At 43.0% G+C, this 18,243-nt stretch carries 18 protein-coding genes; 1 reads left to right on the top strand and 17 read right to left on the bottom strand.

All coding sequences use genetic code 11. From position 1 onward, the window contains the following. Nucleotides 1-73 precede the first annotated feature (73 nt). The 7 genes from hisG to B5771_RS14370 form a co-directional block, all read right to left on the bottom strand. Nucleotides 74-763 carry an ATP phosphoribosyltransferase gene (hisG, locus tag B5771_RS14395; RefSeq protein ID WP_047810395.1) on the bottom strand — a complete coding sequence of 230 codons (690 nt, stop codon included), beginning with the start codon at nt 761-763 and terminating at the stop codon, nt 74-76. Between the two features lie 241 nt (nt 764-1,004). Further along, the gene (locus B5771_RS14390; protein WP_088188146.1) at nt 1,005-2,084 is read right to left on the bottom strand and encodes a 6-phosphofructokinase; all 1,080 of its coding nucleotides are present in this window, start codon (nt 2,082-2,084) and stop codon (nt 1,005-1,007) included. Beyond that, nucleotides 2,077-3,249, bottom strand: a complete 1,173-nt coding sequence (hisZ, locus tag B5771_RS14385; protein WP_088188145.1) for an ATP phosphoribosyltransferase regulatory subunit — start codon at nt 3,247-3,249, stop codon at nt 2,077-2,079. The genes B5771_RS14390 and hisZ overlap by 8 nt, the downstream gene beginning before the upstream one ends. A gap of 98 nt (nt 3,250-3,347) precedes the next feature. Beyond that, nucleotides 3,348-3,650 carry a YerC/YecD family TrpR-related protein gene (locus B5771_RS14380; protein WP_047810392.1) on the bottom strand — a complete coding sequence of 101 codons (303 nt, stop codon included), beginning with the start codon at nt 3,648-3,650 and terminating at the stop codon, nt 3,348-3,350. Nucleotides 3,651-3,761: 111 nt separating this feature from the next. Continuing rightward, nucleotides 3,762-3,944 carry an ATP-binding protein gene (locus B5771_RS24835; protein ID WP_242966850.1) on the bottom strand — a complete coding sequence of 61 codons (183 nt, stop codon included), beginning with the start codon at nt 3,942-3,944 and terminating at the stop codon, nt 3,762-3,764. Beyond that, nucleotides 3,914-5,263, bottom strand: a complete 1,350-nt coding sequence (locus B5771_RS14375; RefSeq protein ID WP_242966849.1) for a histidine kinase dimerization/phospho-acceptor domain-containing protein — start codon at nt 5,261-5,263, stop codon at nt 3,914-3,916. Before B5771_RS14375 ends, B5771_RS24835 begins: the two co-directional genes overlap by 31 nt. Before the next feature lie 360 nt (nt 5,264-5,623). Next, on the bottom strand, nt 5,624-6,391 hold the full coding sequence (locus tag B5771_RS14370) for an acyl-ACP thioesterase domain-containing protein (protein WP_242966848.1): 768 nt from the start codon (nt 6,389-6,391) through the stop codon (nt 5,624-5,626). A gap of 270 nt (nt 6,392-6,661) precedes the next feature. On the opposite strand from B5771_RS14370, the gene B5771_RS14365 reads away from it, so the two are divergent. Continuing rightward, complete coding sequence (locus tag B5771_RS14365) at nt 6,662-7,366, top strand: hypothetical protein (RefSeq protein ID WP_088188144.1); 705 nt, start codon at nt 6,662-6,664, stop codon at nt 7,364-7,366. Here B5771_RS14365 and B5771_RS14360 read toward each other — a convergent pair whose 3' ends face one another. From B5771_RS14360 to nuoH, 10 genes are all read right to left on the bottom strand, one after another. Further along, on the bottom strand, nt 7,367-8,299 hold the full coding sequence (locus tag B5771_RS14360; RefSeq protein ID WP_088188143.1) for an HD domain-containing protein: 933 nt from the start codon (nt 8,297-8,299) through the stop codon (nt 7,367-7,369). It lies immediately after the preceding gene. Between the two features lie 71 nt (nt 8,300-8,370). Then, entirely contained in the window at nt 8,371-9,336 is a 966-nt protein-coding gene (locus B5771_RS14355) for a WYL domain-containing protein (protein ID WP_088188142.1), read from the bottom strand. After that, complete coding sequence (locus B5771_RS14350) at nt 9,323-10,519, bottom strand: WYL domain-containing protein (protein ID WP_088188271.1); 1,197 nt, start codon at nt 10,517-10,519, stop codon at nt 9,323-9,325. The genes B5771_RS14355 and B5771_RS14350 overlap by 14 nt, the downstream gene beginning before the upstream one ends. A gap of 438 nt (nt 10,520-10,957) precedes the next feature. Further along, nucleotides 10,958-12,403 (bottom strand): NADH-quinone oxidoreductase subunit N, encoded by a 1,446-nt coding sequence (locus tag B5771_RS14345; RefSeq protein ID WP_088188141.1) that lies wholly within the window; start codon nt 12,401-12,403, stop codon nt 10,958-10,960. Then, nucleotides 12,403-13,947, bottom strand: a complete 1,545-nt coding sequence (locus tag B5771_RS14340; RefSeq protein ID WP_047810385.1) for an NADH-quinone oxidoreductase subunit M — start codon at nt 13,945-13,947, stop codon at nt 12,403-12,405. Before B5771_RS14340 ends, B5771_RS14345 begins: the two co-directional genes overlap by 1 nt. Further along, a complete protein-coding gene (nuoL, locus tag B5771_RS14335) occupies nt 13,947-15,890 on the bottom strand; it encodes an NADH-quinone oxidoreductase subunit L (protein WP_088188140.1) in 1,944 nt (647 codons plus the stop codon). Before nuoL ends, B5771_RS14340 begins: the two co-directional genes overlap by 1 nt. Nucleotides 15,891-15,911: 21 nt before the next feature. Continuing rightward, the gene (gene nuoK, locus B5771_RS14330) at nt 15,912-16,256 is read right to left on the bottom strand and encodes an NADH-quinone oxidoreductase subunit NuoK (protein ID WP_088188139.1); all 345 of its coding nucleotides are present in this window, start codon (nt 16,254-16,256) and stop codon (nt 15,912-15,914) included. Continuing rightward, nucleotides 16,253-16,756 (bottom strand): NADH-quinone oxidoreductase subunit J, encoded by a 504-nt coding sequence (locus B5771_RS14325; RefSeq protein ID WP_242847151.1) that lies wholly within the window; start codon nt 16,754-16,756, stop codon nt 16,253-16,255. The genes nuoK and B5771_RS14325 overlap by 4 nt, the downstream gene beginning before the upstream one ends. A 2-nt stretch (nt 16,757-16,758) precedes the next feature. Further along, complete coding sequence (locus B5771_RS14320; RefSeq protein WP_088188270.1) at nt 16,759-17,172, bottom strand: NADH-quinone oxidoreductase subunit I; 414 nt, start codon at nt 17,170-17,172, stop codon at nt 16,759-16,761. A 4-nt stretch (nt 17,173-17,176) separates the two neighbouring features. Then, nucleotides 17,177-18,232, bottom strand: a complete 1,056-nt coding sequence (nuoH, locus tag B5771_RS14315; RefSeq protein WP_088188137.1) for an NADH-quinone oxidoreductase subunit NuoH — start codon at nt 18,230-18,232, stop codon at nt 17,177-17,179. Between the last annotated feature and the right edge of the window lie 11 nt (nt 18,233-18,243).

Raw genomic sequence — 18,243 nt, 5'->3', positions numbered from 1 at the left:
TGCTCCCTCCTCATAATCATCGAACAATATTACAAATTCAAAAAATCCAATGTCTTATTGCCTCACCTTCACGTTATAGTGACTGAACGTCTAAAACTTCTTCATTCATATCATTGCGCAGTTTTCCTGTAATATCTTTAATCCTTTCGTATTTCATTCGATAAGCCACTCGATTAGCGATTAAACGAGAGGTTGCCTCAAGGATGGGAGCGACCTCAAGCAAATGGTTTTCACGCAATGTTTTCCCGGTCGATACAATATCGACAATCATTTCTGCCAAGCCTACACACGGTGCAAGTTCAATGTTGCCATGAAGTTTGATGGGATTAACCTGCATTCCTAACTCACTGAAAAACGTTTCCGCCACTCTCGGGAACTTCGTTGCCACTCGTTGATGATTCAGTCCGCTTAAATCGTATTCCCCATTGGAATGTTTCGGTGGAACACTCCCCTCCGGCATGGCAACAACAAAACGGCAATACCCAAATTTTAAATCCAGCAATTCTATGACATCTTTATTTTCTTCTAAGAGAGTATCTTTACCAACAATCCCCAAATCAGCAGCTCCATATTCAACATAAGTCGGTATATCTGTTGCTCGACAAATAATGATCTTCACTTTACTCTGCGGGAGATCATAGAAAAGCTTTCTTGAATCTTCATTAACATGTTGGCATTCTATCCCAATACGACTCAATCGTTGAATAGAGTCGATAAGCAACTTCCCTTTAGGCAAGGCAATGGTTAAAAAATCGTTGTCCACTGAGCTTCCCCTTTCTTCAGCCACATTTCTTTAACGCTTTAGTTTGTTAAAGTGCTAAAATATAATAGTATTATACCAACCATCCTCATCTCTGGCAACACTTTTTAGGAAATTTTGCATAATCTTTTAAGATGCCGACGGTCTGCTCCCGACGTAAGGTGTACAGGGTAATACTATGAAAATAAGTATGAGACAAGACAACCAAATGCCTCACCTCATACTTTTGTGAATTTTGGAGATCTTAGTCCCCCATTTCAATTCCCATAGCACGTGCTGTGATTAATAACGGATCATTTAGCGACACAAGTTTTAATTGGTCAACAGCTTGGTGAAGGGGAACTTGAACGATCTCTCTTCCCTGAAGGGCAACCATTATTCCAAATTTACCTTCAAGTACAGCATCTACAGCTGCCACACCATAGCGGGAAGCTAACACTCTATCGTAAGAGTTAGGTGAGCCTCCGCGCTGAAGATGCCCAAGCACCGTTACTCGGGTTTCCAAACCGAAATGTTTTTCCAAGTCGTCACCCAATTTGCTGCCAATCCCCCCCAATTTGACAGGATCTGACCGGTCCGAAAATAATCGTTCAACCACCATCTCACCGCCTGAAGGTTTTGCTCCCTCAGCCACAACAATAATGCTGAACTTTTTTCCTTGTTTTGCCCGTTGCTGTACAGAGTAGGCAATCCTGCTGAGATTATAGGGAATTTCGGGAATTAATATAACGTCGGCACCTCCTGCCACACCTGCATAAAGGGCAATCCAACCGGCATACCGTCCCATAACTTCCAAAATCATTACCCTATGATGGGATTCGGCGGTAGTATGCAAACGATCTAAGGCTTCCTGCGCCGTTTCCACGGCCGTTTGAAAGCCAAAGGTCTGATCTGTAGCCATGAGGTCATTGTCAATAGTTTTGGGAATCCCAATAACCGGAAAACCTTTATTCGCAAATTTTAAGGAGATGTTCAAGCTTCCATCCCCACCAATGGCTAATAAAGCATCAACTCCGGCTTCCTTTAAATTTTTCAAGACATCCTCGGAACGATCAAGTGGCTGGTTTACCCCATTAACTTTTGTTATGTATTGAAAGGGGTTATCCCGGTTAGTTGTCCCAAGAATCGTACCGCCCCGGGGCAGAATCCCAGAAACATCTGCCAGGGACAAAGGTATAAAGTCCCCTTCCACGGCTCCATGAAAGCCGTCCTTAATTCCCAGGACTTCAAGGCCATACTGGTTTGCGCTCCTCACAACAGCGCGGATTACCGCATTAAGCCCCGGGCAATCTCCTCCCCCTGTAAGAACTGCAATTTTATTCATTTTCTGGAACCTCCTCACCAGCTAACCTAACTTCCGAGATACTCTTTAGTCTGGCCATAGTCTCGGCGGCATCCCTGTCTATAGTTTCCAGGGCCATTTCAACCTTTTTGCCCTGAAGCCTCAAGGCTCGAGACAGCCGAATTATTTCTTGGGGATCAGAGCCGTAGACCAAAATATCTGCTCCTGCGATTGACGGCAAGGGGAAAAGTTCTAACATACTGCCTAAGTGAATAGCAAACCCTGTAGCAGGTTGAGGAACTCCAAAATCGGCATATAAGGAATCATACCGTCCTCCCTCAAGTACAGGGAAACCAATCCCGGCGACATAGCCTTCAAACACCGCCCCAGTATAGTAAGAAAAACCTCTTAATATGCCTAAATCGAGAGAGACATACTCTTGAACTCCAAAATAATTCAAATAACGATAAATGCGTCGTAAACTCTCGACAGCTTCACGAATAGTTGGCAGGGAACTCCAATCCAGAACTTCGTCCAGAATTTCTTCACCCCCATGAAAATGAGGTAAACGCAGCAGCAGTTCCTGAACTCGTTCAGGCAAACCGCTTTGTTGCACTAACCGTTCTACGCCAACCATATCTTTCCTGGCCAGAGCCTCTTCTAATTTTTGCCGAAATCCTTCCTCTACTCCAGCTTCCAGCAAAAGGCCCGAAAAAATCCCCATATGCCCAAGGTTAAATTGAAAATTTTTGAGGCCGAGGCAGGCTATGGCTTCAACAGCAAGGGCGATTACTTCCGCATCCGCTAATTCCTGGTCAGCACCTATTAGTTCAACCCCCACCTGGCGAAACTCACGATACCGAACAGAAGAATTGCGAAAAACATCAGCACCATAACACAAACGAAGCGGTAAATTTGCTCCTCGCATACGCGTACTGACAAGGCGGGCAATAGGAGTCGTCAATTCGGGACGTAACGCTAATATTCGTCCATCACGATCAAAGAACTTATAGAGTGAATCAACTTGTTCAACATCAGGTTGAACACAAGCCGTAAATTCCAACGTAGGGGATAAAACTTTTTGGTAAGACCACTGCTGAAAAAGAACAAGAACCTCACGTTCCAGGTTCTCTTGTAAAGCAATTTCCTCGGGCAGTAAATCACGCATACCTTCAGGGATTCGTTGTCCTAAATTTGTTCTAAGCATTCTTATAATTCTCCTTCGCTAAGCTGCTAGGTCTAAAACTATTTGACCCTTTTGATTTTTGTTTCGCTTTACTATAGTTCAAAAACAAAGTCTTAATTTTAGTCATTTTGTTCTTGTAGACGGCTTAGAATTAATTGATAGCCATCTGCACCGAAATTCAGGCAGCGCTTGACTCGACTGATTGTAGCAGTACTTACTCCAGTTACTTTTTCAATGGCAGTATACGTCTCATTTCGCTTTAACATCTTTGCCACTTCCAAACGCTGGGCCAGAGCCTTAATTTCAGCGATAGTTGCAATATCTTCAAAAAAACGATAACACTCTTCTTTAGTTCGCAGAAGCAAAATAGCCTCGAACAAGGCGTCCGTTAAAGGATTTTGCAAACGCTCATCGCTTGACATGATATGTCCTCCCCTAATTACTTTCTTCCTTTAATTTATTAAAGCATTGGAGCCTTGTCAAGCCTCTTTCTTAATTCTTATTAAAAACATGCTTAAATCTTTTTTAAATAGCTATTTAACAGAAGAAAACAAACCCTTGAGCGGAAATTTAACACTTACCCTTGTTCCCGAGGTATCTGTAGCAAATTCCATAACAGCATCATGTTTTAGCGCAATGTTTTGGCATATTGCCAAACCCAGTCCAGTTCCGCGTTCCTTTGTCGTTAGAAACGGGGTTCCGATTCTTTCAAGCACCAGTGGATAATACCTCCACCTTGATCAGCAACTTGAAGAACTACATAGTTACCGACTTCAAAGATCTTGACCGTAAGAACCCCGCCGCTTTGCATAGCTTCGAACCCATTTCTGACCAAGTTTAAAAGAAGTTGGCGAAGTTCATTTTCATCTCCTTTGATATCAGGGACTGATTCTAATTCCAAGTTAATATCTTTGTCTTGGTTAAGGGCATCTGCTCCTAAGAGAGGCATTAATGATTTCGCGATTTTCCCTAAATTCACGCTAGTAAAATCGACTGCTTTTTCTCTTGCCAGGCTTAAAAAGTCCGTAATAATTAGATTTGCTCGATCCAATTCTTCGATCATAATTTTAAAATAATCACTATATTGCTGGACACTGTCCTTGGAAGAAAGCAACTGCAAAAATCCTCTTACAGTAGTTAAAGGGTTCCTAACTTCATGAGCAATCCCAGCAGCCATTTCGCCTACTAGATTCAATCTTTCCAAACGGAAATATTCCCGATCAGCATTTTTACGATCCGTTATGTCAATGAGCACTTTAAAATATAACTTCGTTCCGTCAACATCCGTATATGGTTGGGTAAAAACATCATATAATCTGTGATTATATATACATCCATTTCCAGTCTGAGTAGTATCATTTTCTATTAATGGGATTTCACAGTTACTGCAGGGATAATTTAAACCCGCAACAACGCTATAACAGAGTTGTCCTTCACACTCACCAAATTGCTCTTTAAACTTGTAATTGGCAAAACGTATTTTATACCTTTCCTCAATAACATAAATCAAACCTGGAAAAGCGTTAAAAAGTGTGTAAAGGCGAAGATGTTCTTCCTCTACAACTTTTTGCAGTTTTTCTCGTTCATCAAGGCTGCGTTTTTCAAGCGCCCGTTCGAACCCCGAAATGTTACAAACAGAAACGGAGATCAAACGTCTCCCCTCGAATAAAAATTCAAAGCTGTCCGTATGGACAGGAAACCGACTCCCATCTTTTTTAAGATGAACAGTTTTATAAGCGCTATGTCCATTGTCATGGATTCTTGCCAAGATATCGGGCACATCTTTTCGACATTCCGGGGCGAGAAGATCATAGACCGTTCTGCCAAGCAGCTCCGCAGACTCATAACCATGCATTTGCCCATAACCAGGATTTATTTTGAGAAGTTCTAAGCTTACAGCATCGCATATCATCATGCCCCAATAGCTTTCGGTAAAAATCCTATCCCAGATTTTGTTGTCGTTCTGTACTTTCTCTAAAGCGGCCTCAAGATCGGCAACCTTTTGTTCGAGCTCAATAACTTTATCCCTTAGCATTATTTGATCACTCTTCTCAAAGGAAACTTGACGTCGATTACAATCAGTAATTCCTATTCTAACATCTCAGAACTCTATTCTATATTAAAGTGTATTATCCCTTTAAAAGAGTTCTTGGAAATCATACAATTATGCACAAAAAAATAACATTGCACCATTGTTCATATTGTTTAATCTCAATTCAATAAAAACTGGCATGTAACGACAGATTACTTAGTCAACTTTTAAAGATGCTAATCATAAATGTTTAAATTTAATTTTAAACTTTAATGTTAGATTTAACAGAGTTACACATTTTTATAAATTTATATGTTATTTATAACTAGAAGCAATTATATTAGATAATCTTTCGTTTCAATCTTATTTAGGCCTAGATTCCCAGACCGTTTTAGCCAAAGCAAGTTCCAGACCCGATTCCTCTCCAAGTATGATGTGATTTCCTAGATAGTTTAATGCTCCTGCAGGATCGCATTTACAATATGATCGTATCTTTGATCCATAGGTCGTTTCTTTCTTATACTGTATTTCTAATGAAGAAAGATAACAGTCTTGATAAATATGATCAGGAACAGCCTCCAGAATCCATTGGAGATAATTGGCGTTATTGACATGTCCATTCGTATCAATATCGCTCCTGCGAACAGAAAAAGCAACCTCTTCCCCATTGCCGTCGAGTGAGCTCTCAAGAGAAGTAAAAGGATTTTCAATAGCTCTGGCTATATTCAATCCGTAAGCTTCTTGAAATTCCGGACGCACTCTTAAGGGACGTTTCGTTAAGATATTGTAAAATATCCACAGGGAGGAGGCTCTGCCAATAACACTTTGTTTGGAATCTCTTATAAAAAACTCCCTTGTTGCATAAAATCGTTCGAACTTTGAAGGCCATGTCTCGATGGCAACCGTTTCACCTAACTTAGGGTAATGGTCCATTTGAAGATGCCAGCGGTTAAGAATCCAGGCCAAGCCTTCTTCTTTTAATTGTCTCACCCCAAAACCTACAGCTTGAGAATGGGCTATAGCTGTGTCCTCTAAAAAATGAAGTATTGTCAGAGGGGCAGCCTCTTCTTGAGGATTGACTTCATGAAAGTGAATTTCAAAGTCTGCCCTAAAATTTTGGTTTATCATCATTTTCACCTCTCGTTTTCTCAGTTTAAGTCCATCTCTATTCTGAACCTGTTCAGCTATAGCTGAACCCATAACAAATGCGATCGCGCTGAAGGATATATTCTACCCCCACCAAAGCAAAGTATGGGAACCACTCCCGCTTGTAGAAGTAGAGGGGCGGCACTAAATAGAATGATTGGTTAGAAAGGATAGAACCAGGTTAACTACATATACTACATTAACAGGTTATCTTTTTTCTTCTAAGGTATTTGATTATCAAGGGAGGCTCATTTAATGAATCGCCCAGAAAATAAACTTTCCTCTATTGCCGTCCACCCTGAATTCCGGCGAGTTCTGCTTGCAAATCCGACTTGTAAAACTCTGAGAACGATCATTGAATACCAACTCTTAAATCAAATCTTTGACTGCCCTGAGCAATCTCTGACAGATGAAGTTTGCAGGCTTTTACCCTATTGGGAACAACAAGCTTGTCAAGGCAACGAATTAATATCAACACTAATCCATTATCTGTCCATCTACTTTCCTTGTCTGTTTACCAGCAATACCTTCCTGAAATCCAATTTGCTGCGTATTCGCATTCTCGCTGAAACTCCAGGAATATTTTCTTTTCCGCCCAGTGAAATCCAAGAAAATCTAATTAATTTTTTGCAAGCTGCGGACGTCTTGGCAGATTTACCTCAATTTGAAGTCATATCCTTTTCCCTTGATGAAATCAGACCTTTAGCCGCCGATTTAGCAAGATTTAACCTGTCCAGACACAGCCGACGTTACATTCAAAATTTATATCATCCTGAGCGCTGTGAGGCCATCCTTTCCGTTCTGGCTTACATCGCCAAAGATTACCCTCTGCTCCGCATATGCCGTCAAGCCTATGCCTTAATGATTTCTCTTGATGACTTTGCTGCCTGGGGAAATCATCCGTTTTGCCTGCGTCTGGTAGCTAATCGTTTCTGGGAATATCAAGCAAGAAAATCTTGATTATTTTAAATAGAGGTAACGTTCCATACTAGGGATATACGGGGACCATTCATCCCCAGGATGGTCATTTCTGGCCTGTTCGAACTGGTAAAGTTCTGCATCCATAATATCGGCATAGTGGATAACTAAAGCTTCCATGATCTTGGGCCGCTTCGGCGACTGCCATTCGTATTTTCCATGATGACTGGACACTATATGAAGAATTTTAGAACGCAGTTCTTGAGGAAACTCCGGGATCTTGGAAATTTCCGTTGAAATAAGCTCCAAGCCCAGAATAATATGGCCTAGGAGCCTTCCTTCTGTCGTAAATTTAATGCCCCGCTCATAGGAATACTCCCCGATTTTTCCGACATCATGCAAAAGTGCGCCCGTAATAATTAGATCTTGATTAATACTTGGAAAATGTCCCCCAATCCCCTCCGCTAATTCCGCAACTCTCACACTATGCTCCCAAAGGCCCCGCAGATAAGCTTGATGGATTTTCACCGCTGCAGGGGCTTGCCGATAGGCTTGGCCCCATTGAGGATGTTCCAAAAAATGGTTTAGCAGCATCTGGAGAAATGGACTATGAATTTTAGTCTGGAGAGTTTGCAAACGGCTTTCTAACTCCTTCTCGGAAACAGGTGAACTTGGCAGCAAGGTGGTTAAATCAATCTCTTCCTTGGGAATCAGCTGAATCTCTTCGATGGATAAATCAAGAGTACCTCGATATTCAGAGGCTACCCCTCGGATATTAAAGATATCATGGCCTTCTTTTAGCCAACCAAGGACCTGAGGGGGATATTCCCACATCTTTCCCTGCAGAACACCCGAACGGTCTTGGCAAGTTAACGTGAGAAAAGCACCTGGCTTTTGGCGAAAAGGAACCTCTTTCCACTCATTTACTAGAACAGTTCCTGAAAACCGCTCCCCATTCTTGCATTCTTTCAGCATTAAATTCATCCTCTCTATTACAGTCCTTGTTATATCAATTGTACCAGAGGACTAGGACACGAGATTGTTGCTTAGTAATTCTCTAATGTCTCACAAATCTGGTCAAAAATTAATTTGCGCAGTTCATTGGGCTCCAAAATCTCGGCCGCTGATCCGAAGCCAAGGATCCAGTTAATAAATTCATTAGTGCCGATGATCATATCTTCGAAAATTAAAGAGCCATCGTCCTTAGGAATCAGCTTACACTTACGGTGGGCAACGTCTTTGCGCACTTTGGCCAAAGTTTGCGAACGATTCAGAAATCGCACTTTGACCCGAATCAACTCACCATATTCCACTCCCCAGCGGGGGCCAAACCAGGTCTTTAGGGAAAAGCCTTCCGGATAGGTATAGACTTGATCCGTTTCACTGACCTCTATGATATTATTTAGATTATAATTTTTGATGGTGTCTCCCTGCCGCGCAACAAAATACCATTTTCTTAGTCGAGAATAGTAAACAATCCCCAAAGGGTCCACGGTTATAGACCGGCCTTTAAAAATAATGTTTAATTTTCGGTTTGTCTGAACTGCGTTCTCGATAGAGGCGAAAATTTCACCCTTAATAGGTTCTAAAGGAGTATAATCCCCTTTAATATAGCGATAAGCCTCTTCATCAGTACCCAGATCGAAACCCGATAGAATTTTCTGTTTGAGACTTTCAATTAAGAAGTTTTCTTCCTGAAGAACTTCTAAAGCTTTCAAAACGCCTAAGGCTTCTCTAACGTTGAGGTGTACCGGAGTAAATCGTTTCTCTGCTGTTCTCATAAACCACTTAACATCTGGACTCAGCAAATCTTCTCCACTCTCATCATTGCTCTCATCATGATCCGTATACAGGGGAATTGAATGCTCTGGTGAAAAAAGCAAGGCCCTTAAATTTTGCTTCATAGTCCCCCAAGGAACGCCGCAGGCTTCCGATAGAGCTTTTCCCGTTAGTCCCTCCGGATGGGCCTCGATCAAAGCCATTATCTTCTCAAGACGTTCAATCATGTCCATCCGAATTACCTCCATACAAATGCAAGAGTTGAGTAAACTGATCCTTGAGCTTATCCCTAAGTTCGAGGGGCTCAAGTACTTCTGCAGCTGCACCGAACCCGCGCAGCCATACAGCCAATTCATCCAACCCTTCAACCTGATCAACCAGCAAGAGACTTCCCTCTTCCTCAATTAATTGACAGGTTTGGCGTTGAGCAACTTCCATTCTAACTCGATTTAACGTTGAATAATAATCATAGAATCGAATCTTCACAAATCTGGGATTCTGATCCCGATAAACTCCCCAAGCGTACTGAAACCATTTTTGCAAGCTAAATCCTTCCACCGGTGAAAAGTTATCTTCAAGCCTCTCCACATCCAAGATGCGGTTGATTTGATACGTTTTTATCCTTTGACTTTTTTCGTCTTGCGCTACGAGATACCAATTGTCCAATACCCAGTAATAGACAATTCCCAAAGGATTTAGTCTGATTTCACGAGCAGGCTCCTCTCCTTTGCGATAAAGGATCGTAACGCTGTTCCTGCATCGTGCAGCATCCTCAAGTTCCATACAGTACTTACTCCGGTGAATATCCTGGCTGGGAGTCCTGCCATGAACAAATAAAGTTTCCTGGGCCTTTGTTGTATCCCCTATGCGAAGTTTGAGTTTAGCTTCAAGAGACTCCATTTCTTCAGAGATAGGAGCTAAGGCACGTTCCAGTTGTAAAGCCTCAAAGAGAAGAATCTTTTCCTTCTCTGAAAGCTGAAGAGGGAGAAGCATAGACTCTGAATAGACCATGTAAGCTTCACTTTCACGCTTAACGAGGTTCCTCTTCTCCAAATCTTTTACAGCTCGTTCCAAGGTCTTGCTGCTCACCTCTTCTTCGTCTTGCCGATTAAATCTCTGATAAAGTTCGGTAAGCGTTAATCCTTTAGGGTTTGCCGTCAAAAGTCGTAAAATTTCCATTTGCCGGAGAGTCGCTTTATTAACCGGAGGCACCCCGTTCCATCCCCCCGTCTCCAAATAGTGAGCCCCTGCTTGGTTCTGCTTAAAGATATAGCCATTATCCCTTAAATCTTCCAGATCTCGATGAATGGTAATCAGGTTAACTCCAAGTTTCTTGGCCAAACTCGAACATGTAAAAAGCCATGGCTCCAGGGCAATATGTCTGATTATATCCTTTTGCCGTTTTAACTTATCCAAGAGCAAGATACCCCCAGTTCCTTGAAACATAAAATTTGACTAGTAAAATACAAGCTTCCCTACCATTGGAAGAGGCCACTTATGCAAGATAAAATTAAGTTTAAAATAAATTTATATAATTATACAAATGACATTGAAATTCCTTTAAAATTCAGTTCTAGAATGCTAAGCATGAGGCAGAAACCTGGATAATCCAGTTTTTATAGGTTCTCCATAAACCATCTAAATGAACCCCTCTGAGTTTTGAACTTGAGTTTTTTCTATTCTATAAATAAAGACTTAGGCACTTCAACTGCGAAGTGCCTGAGTCTTAAAAGCCGGGCCGCCTATTCCAGAACATACAAGCTCATCTTGTAATCTTGAACATACCAATTTGCATGTTCGAGCGATGATTTAAGTACTGAATCGACAATGATATTTCGCTATCTTTTACAATGATTATGGAACTAAACTTTGAGCCGCTGCAATTGCCATTTGAGCCAACGGAGTCGGATATAGTCCAATCGCTATCGTGATGATAAAAGAAAATAGCATAGTGAACTTTGTAGCCCCGTGAACAGGAACATCTGGCAATTCCTCTCCCTCGCCGAGGAACATAACTTTGACGACCAAAAGATAATAATACACAGACACCATGCTCATTACAAAACCGATGTAGGCAATGGCAGTATATCCTTTACCCATAACCGCTGAGAAAAGATAAAACTTCCCCACAAATCCCGCAAGAGGCGGAATCCCAGCTAAGGACAGCAAGGACGCTGTCATAACCACTGCTGCCAAAGGTGAGCGTCTCGCCAAAGCGGCAAAGTCCCTAATCTCATCACTGCCTTGTTTTTCAGAGACATGAGTTGCAACCGCAAACGCGCCCATATTTGCAAAGACATAAATCATAGCATAGAACAAAACACCTTTAACTCCTGCGGCACTCTCTGCGATGATGCCTACCATTAAATATCCCGCTTGAGCAACACTCGAATAGGCAAGAAGCCGCTTAATATTGGTTTGAGGAATTGCTATTAAGTTACCAAGAATCATCGTGAGCGAAGCTAATACAACTAACAAGGTTTGACCAGTTGCTGAAAAGGCTTGACTGTTCATCGTTAAGAGATAAACTCGAATCAGAGCCGCAAAGGCAGCGGCCTTAGAAGCAATCGCCAAAAAGGCTGTAACGGGTGTTGGTGCCCCTTCATAGATATCCGGAGCCCAGAGGTGAAAAGGCACAAGGGAAATCTTAAAGCCCAATCCCGCTAAAATAAAGACCGTCGCCAGAAATGAGGCAGGCGAAAGTGTTGCGCCGATTCCGCTGGCAACCTCGGAAAGCTGAGTCGATCCGGTCAGCCCGTAAATCAGGCTGATACCATATAGCAAGATTGCTGATGATGTCGCACCCAGCACGAGATACTTAATACCCGCTTCGGATGAGCGAGGATTATCAGACAAGTAGGCAACGAGGATATAGAACGATATCGTCATTAATTCCAGGCCGATATACATCGCGATGAATTCACCGGCACCAGCCATAAGCATCATACCCAATGTCGCCGTTAGAATCAGTGAGTAAAATTCCCCACGGTATTTGGGTATTTTCTGGATATACCCTCCAGACGAGAGTACAACCAACAACGCCGCTGCTAAGAAAAGAATTTTAAAATAAACCGCAAATTGATCATGCCAGTAAAGACCGTTTAAAAATGATGTTTTTGGGTTATAGAAAAAGTCGTAAAGAGTATAACTGAGGACGCCAATCAGCGAGAAAGCAGTGAGTGGCATCATGCCTTTTCGCGCACTGGGTGGAATCAGGAGGCCAATGGCCAAGAGAATCAAGGCCAGTGCGGCAAGCGCAACTTCGGGTGTGAGTACTGCAGCAATATTGAAATCTGCCATTAGAACAGCCCCCCCATCTTCGCCTGACTCACCGTCTCAAGAACCTTCTGAAGGCCTGAGGAGGTAACACCAGAATTAACTAAGCCAAATAAGATGTTCGGGAAAATTCCCGCGGCAAAAATGACCAATCCCAAGACAATTAACGGAACCAATTCAGGACCGCGGATGTCTTTAAGCTGATCCCACTCCGGGCGGCGTGGTCCGAACATAACATTGGCAATGATTCTCAACGTATAAACCGCCGTAAAGATAATCCCGGCAATACCCAGGATTGCTTGTACTGGAAGAACTCTTATACTTCCCATAAAAATGGTAAATTCCGAGATAAAATTGACTGTACTTGGTAGCCCCAGAGAAGCCATACCTCCAATAATAAACCCAATAGCAAGGCGCGGCATTTGATGGGCTAATCCGCCTAAATCAGGGATATTACGAGTATGAGTTTTCTCATAAATGAACCCGATCATTGAGAAGATTAAAGCAGACATCACACCATGGGCAAACATCATAGCGACTGCACCATTGATCGACGTCGGATTTAAGGCAGCAATTGCGATCAGTACGTACCCCATATGGCTTACTGAAGAATATCCAATAACATATTTGAGATCCTTCTGAGCCAAAGCGATAAAGGCAGCATAGAGGACGTTGGCAATTGCCAGAGCTGCTATTACAGGCGCCCAATATTTCGCGCCCAGAGGAAGGACATAGACACCAAGTCGGATTAACCCGTAACCACCGATTTTCTTTAAGACCCCTGCGTGAATCATGCTAACAGCGGTTGGAGCTCCGGCGTATCCATCGGGTGACCAGGAGTGGAAAGGAAACATTGAAATCAGTGATCCAAAACCAAAAAGCATTAGCCCAAACGCAGCCTTTTGGAATGGAGCGCTGTACAAATTTTGCCTCGCCGCCAACTGATCAAACATAAAGGTCGGATTGCCTTGTTTTGCAGCGGCTAAATAAAGAGCAACCATCCCTACGAGTAAAAATGCTGATCCGATGAGGAGGTAAATGGTCAGTTTCATCCCGGCGTATTCCTTGGAAACGCGTTTGGTACTTCCCCAAATGATGACCATGATATAGATCGGAATGACCACAATCTCGTAAAAGAGGAAGAAGATGAACAAGTCACGAGCAATAAACGTTCCCATGACACCGGTAATAAGAATAAGCAGCAGGACAAAGAATTCCTTGGCTCGATTCTCCATATTCCAAGAAGCATAGATTGATGAGAACCCAATTAAATTTGTTAAGAGAAGCATGGGTAAACTCAACCCATCGACGCCAAAGGCCAAATTAACGCCAAGGTCCGGAACCCAAGGGATCGTAAGGGTAAACTGCATTCCGCCTAACGACCGATCATAGGCGAAGAACGCAAAAAGTGAAAGTGCCATGGCCACGAAGGTACCCATCGCAGCAATAATTTTAATCATTTTTGTTTCGTCTTTAGGCATGAATACGATAACGAACATAGCTAATAATGGTGCACCTAAAATGAAAGGGAGTAAAAATGATCCCCCTGATGGCAGCGCAGATGACATTATTTCACACCTCCTAGCATCGCTAAGGGGTTAAGGGATGAAAGCTGACCTTCCCCAAATGCGAAGGCCATGAAAATGACAACAACTGCGAAAAAGAAAACCATAGCATACGTTTGAAGCTGCCCCGTGCCCGTCCTGCGCAATACCTTCGCACTCCCACGTGTCAATAAAGCGATCCCGTTGATAATTCCATCAACAATATAAATGTCGATAAAATAAAGAACTTTACCGAGCCCATCCATGATGTGATGAATCAACCAGAGATACACTTCATCAATATAGTATTTGTTGTTAAGAATTCTATAGACGATCGGGAAGCGGGCTGCAATACTCTCTGCCTTAATTGCTTCTTTGACATAGATATAGTAGGCAAACCCAATTCCCAGCAGACCGGCAACAACCGAAATTCCTGCCAATCCCCAGTTCATAGCTTCAGGCTCAAATTCACCAAAATGAATAAAGAAGGAAAAGTTATGTTCCGGCAATGCTGCCAAACCACCTATAGCACTGAAGCAAGCCAGAATAACGAGGGGGATGGTCATGCTTAAAGGAGATTCATGGGGATGATTTTGCGGTTTCTCCGGTCCCATAAAAGCCACAAAGAACAGCCGGCTCATATAAAAAGCGGTTAAAAACGCGGTAAACAGTCCAACCGCATAAATAATCGGATGCCCATTTTGAAAAGCTCCCGCCAAAATCTCGTCTTTTGACCAGAACCCAGCAAACGGCGGAACGCCTGAGATCGCTAAAACGCCAATAAAGAAGGTCGTACCGGTAATCGGCATTTTCCTCCACAATCCACCCATGTCCCAAATGTTCTGCTTTTCATGCAGAGCATGGATGACTGAACCGGCACCCAGGAACATTAAGGCTTTGAAGAAAGCATGGGTCATAAGATGAAACAACGACGCTGAATAAGCGCCTACTCCGAGAGCAAAGACCATATACCCTAATTGACTTAAGGTTGAATACGCCAAGATTCTCTTAATATCATCCTGGGCAATGGCAATTGAAGCCGCAAAGATCGCTGTAAAAGCACCAATTCCGGCTACAAATTGCAGCGCAACGGGTGAAGCCTCAAATAAGAAATACATCTTAGCAACCAGATAAACCCCGGCAACAACCATGGTTGCCGCATGGATCAGGGCACTGACCGGCGTCGGCCCCTCCATGGCATCAGGCAGCCAAACGTGCAAGGGAAACTGTCCTGATTTTCCCATAGGTCCCATAAAAATCAGGAAGGCCATAACGGTCACATAACCCACAGTCCCAACCACCGCAACGTTTTGCAGATTCGTGCTCAAAGCAGCGGACAAAGCTGTAAAATCAAGAGTTTCAAATTTGTTATATAAGAATAAAATTCCGAGAAGCAAGCCAAAGTCTCCAACGCGTGTTGTGATAAAGGCCTTCTTAGCAGCTTCACGGGCCGAAACTTTGAAATACCAGAATCCAATCAACAAATAGGAACAAAGACCAACAAGTTCCCAGAAAATGAAGAGCTGCAACAAGTTTGTCGCTAGTACCATGCCCAGCATCGAGAACGCGAACAGTGACTGATACGCATAGTAACGTGACCAACCCTTATCTCCTTGCATGTATCCTAAGGAATAGATCTGCACCATAGAAGCCACTAAGGCAACGACAAACAACATCATCCCACTCAAAGGATCAACAACCGTACCAATATCGATCTTCAACCCCCAAATATTTAGCCAGTTCGCGCTGACAATCACCGGATGTTCCACTAGTTCAGCCCCAGACTGAATAATGCCTAAGCCAATTGCGATAGCTAAACCCAATGCAGTTAGGATCGCAAGGATTGACACCGTGGAAGACAGTCCTTTGGATCGTTTCGTGACAAAGGCGATGAGTAGAAACGACAGGAAGGGCAAAGCGGGAATTAACCATGCCCACTGAAAGAGATCATGCATTTCCTTGAACACCTACCTTCTCCATAGTCTCTCTTACCACTTCAACCAATTAAATTCATCAACATTTGTTGAATGACGATTACGATAAATTGTAATCACGAGGGCCAGGCCCACTGCAATTTCTGCTGCAGCCACCACAATGACGAAAAGTGCAGCTACATTTCCTGTTAAGATGTAGTGAATATCAATTTTTTGATTCCATAGAAACCGGTTAAAGGCCACAAAATTGATGTTAACTGCATTGAGCATCAGCTCAAGGGACATGAGTATGGCGATAATGTTCCTCTTAGCAAAGACGCCGTAAAGTCCAAGGCAAAACAACATCGCTCCTACTAAAAGATAGGTTGAAAGTCCAACACTTAAATTACCTAAATTCATTGGTTTTCCTTCACTCCCTTCGCCAAAATTACAGCTCCGGCTAAAGCCACAGTCAGCAATACCGCAGCAGCCTCAAAGGGAATCATAAACTGTGAAAGCAGCAGGAGTGACATATCCTCGGCTGAACCGCCGCTGGTCCAAGCCGACGGTAATACACGCCAGTCCGAATTCGTAAGAACCACTAGGGCGATCACCGCGAAGAGCAGTACAGAAATAAAGGCTCCCCATCCCCATTTGCGGTTCTCCGGATTACTGTCACTGACCTCTCCGCGCAGAGTCAGCATCACTGCAAAAACGACCATAATCGATACGGCACCGGTATAAACGAGCAATTGAACAGCTGCGAGAAAATCTGCGTTCATCAGGACATAAAGCACGGCTACTCCCGAAAAGGAAAGTGCCAGATAGAATGCGCTATGAACGATATTCCTGGAAGTGACAACCCCCGAAGCTGCAGCTATTGCCAAGATAGCAAAGATAAAGAAAACGATAGTGCCCACGTTTACCCCTCCTTTCCACTTGGCTTGTTCGATCGCTTGGACCGCGCAATCATGTCCCATAGTAATTCTTCACGATGGTAGACCGCATTTTCAAACTCTTGGGAGAGTCTAAGAGCACCAGTCGGGCAGCTTTGCGTACATAACCCACAAAGAAGGCAGCGACCAATGTTCATATGGTAAGTCTTTAATACTCTCTTATTGTTTCCATCCTTTTCGCTCGTTAGATTGATGACTTGATTCGGACAAATATTTACACAAAGCCCACAAGAAATACACTTCTCAGGTTCTAGAGCCATGGAACTCCGTGTACGGGGAGGAAGGTTAGGCTTTACTTCAGGATAATACTCTGTAAGATTAGGTCCATAGAAGCGTTTAAGCGTAATGCGCAAGCCCTTTATTAAACCATTACCAAACACTTTTTCACCCTCCTATCTGCGGAATGAATAGCTGGTAAATATAAATACCCAGACCTGTTAAAAAGATGTTTGCCAGCGATAAAGGAAGCAAGATCTTCCATGCAAAATGCATAAGATGATCGACTCTCATCCGGACAAAGGTCCAACGGACCCACATCATTATGAAAATTACGAGCCAGATTTTAAGAATAAACCACAACCATCCAGGCAGAAATCCCGGGCCGTACCAGCCACCCAAAAACATCGAAACTGCAATGGCAGATGTTGCGACCACGTTGCCGTATTCAGCAAGCATAAACAGCCCCCACCTGAGTCCGGAATACTCCGTAAAAGGTCCGGCTACAATCTCCTGCTCCCCTTGAACTTGATCAAACGGAGCCCTGTTAGTTTCGGCTATACCGGCTATTAAATAAATTAAGAAGGCCAACGGCTGCAGGAATATGAAGGGAATGGTTTTCTGAGCCTCAACAATCGAAGAAAGGTTGAAGGTCTGAGTAATCATGATGACGCCTAGCAAAGAAAAGAGCAAAGGTATTTCATAACTTATCATTTGAGCTACAGCTCGGAATCCGCCGAGTAGAGAAAATTTATTATTTGATGCCCACCCGGCCATCAAAAGTGCCAACGTTGAAATTGAGGAAACTGCCAAAAAGTAGAATATACCTAAGTCAAGATTAATGGCCACCATTCCCTTACCGAAGGGAATAACACCGAATGCCATTAACGTAATGCCTACGAGCATCATTGGAGCAATCTTAAAAAGAAAAAGATCTACATTAGCTGGGTAAATATCTTCCTTACCCAACATTTTCACCGCATCGGCAATAAATTGAAACCATCCGTGTGGCCCGAGACGATTGGGACCTGATCTTTGTGATACCCAGTGGGCAAATTTGCGTTCAACAAGACTGAGAAATAAAGCAGCGACTACCATAATCAAAAAGAGCATGAGAAATACTATAATATTAATCGTTAAATCAGCACTTAAAGAATGGGAATCCGCAAATAGTCCACGGATGTAGGCCGCTATATTCACAAAAACATTGTTTAAAGCGTCCATCTTCTTCTCCC

This window comes from Desulfosporosinus sp. FKA (assembly GCF_002196785.1).
Taxonomy (GTDB): domain Bacteria; phylum Bacillota; class Desulfitobacteriia; order Desulfitobacteriales; family Desulfitobacteriaceae; genus Desulfosporosinus; species Desulfosporosinus acididurans.
Note: the sequence above shows the minus strand (reverse complement) of the source record. Positions and strands in the feature narration are given on the sequence as shown.

Bases quoted from the DNA above. Each gene is read 5' to 3' on its own strand.
- B5771_RS14390 (WP_088188146.1), bottom strand. From the start codon at position 2,084: ATGAATAAAATTGCAGTTCTTACAGGGGGAGGAGATTGCCCGGGGCTT.
- hisZ (WP_088188145.1), bottom strand. From the start codon at position 3,249: ATGCTTAGAACAAATTTAGGACAACGAATCCCTGAAGGTATGCGTGAT.
- B5771_RS14380 (WP_047810392.1), bottom strand. From the start codon at position 3,650: ATGTCAAGCGATGAGCGTTTGCAAAATCCTTTAACGGACGCCTTGTTC.
- B5771_RS14375 (WP_242966849.1), bottom strand. From the start codon at position 5,263: ATGCTAAGGGATAAAGTTATTGAGCTCGAACAAAAGGTTGCCGATCTT.
- B5771_RS14370 (WP_242966848.1), bottom strand. From the start codon at position 6,391: ATGATGATAAACCAAAATTTTAGGGCAGACTTTGAAATTCACTTTCAT.
- B5771_RS14365 (WP_088188144.1), top strand. From the start codon at position 6,662: ATGAATCGCCCAGAAAATAAACTTTCCTCTATTGCCGTCCACCCTGAA.
- B5771_RS14360 (WP_088188143.1), bottom strand. From the start codon at position 8,299: ATGCTGAAAGAATGCAAGAATGGGGAGCGGTTTTCAGGAACTGTTCTA.
- B5771_RS14355 (WP_088188142.1), bottom strand. From the start codon at position 9,336: ATGGACATGATTGAACGTCTTGAGAAGATAATGGCTTTGATCGAGGCC.
- B5771_RS14345 (WP_088188141.1), bottom strand. From the start codon at position 12,403: ATGGCAGATTTCAATATTGCTGCAGTACTCACACCCGAAGTTGCGCTT.
- B5771_RS14340 (WP_047810385.1), bottom strand. From the start codon at position 13,947: ATGTCATCTGCGCTGCCATCAGGGGGATCATTTTTACTCCCTTTCATT.
- nuoK (WP_088188139.1), bottom strand. From the start codon at position 16,256: ATGAATTTAGGTAATTTAAGTGTTGGACTTTCAACCTATCTTTTAGTA.
- nuoH (WP_088188137.1), bottom strand. From the start codon at position 18,232: ATGGACGCTTTAAACAATGTTTTTGTGAATATAGCGGCCTACATCCGT.